The sequence below is a fragment of the Sporosarcina sp. P25 genome, assembly GCF_002743235.1.
Lineage (GTDB): Bacteria > Bacillota > Bacilli > Bacillales_A > Planococcaceae > Sporosarcina > Sporosarcina ureae_B.
Map to the genome: position 1 here is coordinate 1 of NZ_PDYV01000042.1, position 1,231 is coordinate 1,231.

9 tRNA genes and 1 rRNA gene are annotated in these 1,231 nt (G+C 48.0%); all 10 read right to left on the reverse strand.

The features are described from left to right. Position 1: 1 nt before the first annotated feature. A tRNA-Ala gene (locus CSV70_RS16220) sits at positions 2–77 on the reverse strand. A 7-nt stretch (positions 78–84) separates the two neighbouring features. After that, a tRNA-Pro gene (locus tag CSV70_RS16225) sits at positions 85–161 on the reverse strand. Positions 162–183: 22 nt separating this feature from the next. Then, positions 184–260: transfer RNA gene (locus CSV70_RS16230), tRNA-Arg, on the reverse strand. 16 nt (positions 261–276) lie between these two features. Then, positions 277–365, reverse strand: a tRNA-Leu gene (locus tag CSV70_RS16235). 16 nt (positions 366–381) lie between these two features. Continuing rightward, a tRNA-Gly gene (locus CSV70_RS16240) sits at positions 382–453 on the reverse strand. Positions 454–461: 8 nt separating this feature from the next. Beyond that, a tRNA-Leu gene (locus tag CSV70_RS16245) sits at positions 462–543 on the reverse strand. Between the two features lie 22 nt (positions 544–565). Further along, positions 566–641 (reverse strand) — tRNA-Lys (locus tag CSV70_RS16250). Between the two features lie 8 nt (positions 642–649). Continuing rightward, positions 650–725, reverse strand: a tRNA-Thr gene (locus tag CSV70_RS16255). 13 nt (positions 726–738) lie between these two features. Next, positions 739–814: transfer RNA gene (locus CSV70_RS16260), tRNA-Val, on the reverse strand. A gap of 89 nt (positions 815–903) precedes the next feature. Further along, positions 904–1,019: ribosomal RNA gene (rrf, locus tag CSV70_RS16265) — 5S ribosomal RNA — on the reverse strand. Positions 1,020–1,231 lie beyond the last annotated feature (212 nt).

Here is a 1,231-nt window from a genome sequence, read left to right on the forward strand (position 1 = left end):
TTGGTGGAGCCTAACGGGATCGAACCGTTGACCTCCTGCGTGCAAGGCAGGCGCTCTCCCAGCTGAGCTAAGGCCCCAAATAAGTGGTCGGGAAGACAGGATTCGAACCTGCGACCCCTTGGTCCCAAACCAAGTGCTCTACCAAGCTGAGCTACTTCCCGAGTCTAAAATATATAAGTAATATGGCGCGCCTGGCAGGAGTCGAACCCACAACCTTCTGATCCGTAGTCAGACGCTCTATCCAATTGAGCTACAGGCGCATTCTATAAAATTAATTGGTGCCGAGAACCGGAATCGAACCGGTACGGTAGTCACCTACCGCAGGATTTTAAGTCCTGTGCGTCTGCCAGTTCCGCCACCCCGGCAAGAGTGGAAATTAAAAGCGGAAGACGGGATTCGAACCCGCGACCCCGACCTTGGCAAGGTCGTATTCTACCACTGAACTACTTCCGCATAAAAAATGCGGGTGAAGGGAGTCGAACCCCCACGCCCGAAGGCACTAGATCCTAAGTCTAGCGTGTCTGCCAGTTCCACCACACCCGCGATATGTTTCGGCAAAAAATAATGGTGAGCCGTACAGGATTCGAACCTGTGACCCTCTGATTAAAAGTCAGATGCTCTACCAACTGAGCTAACGGCTCGTACTAAGTGGTGCCGGCGAAAGGACTTGAACCCTCAACCTACTGATTACAAGTCAGTTGCTCTACCAGTTGAGCTACACCGGCAGGTGTAGAAATATGGTGGAGGATGACGGGCTCGAACCGCCGACCCCCTGCTTGTAAGGCAGGTGCTCTCCCAGCTGAGCTAATCCTCCTGGGTATAATGTTATTTTAGTATGTTCTTATTCTTTTTGATCACTAGATTATGTATAGAACATTCAGCATCGATCATTAGAAAAGAATTGCCTGGCGACGTCTTACTCTCACAGGGGGAAACCCCCAACTACCATCAGCGCTGAAGAGCTTAACTTCCGTGTTCGGTATGGGAACGGGTGTGACCTCTTCGCCATCGTCACCAGACTATGCATCCTCATTCTTGAGGACATTTATTATTATAACACTTGTTATATTTAATGCAAGCATTATTTTAAATAAATTTTTGAGTAAAGCTTGTTCACTCAAAACTGAATAAAAGACATTGGTGTAGTTCAAGTAACTACTTTTTAGTATAGGTTAAGTCCTCGATCGATTAGTATCTGTCAGCTACATACGTCGCCGTACTTACACCCCAG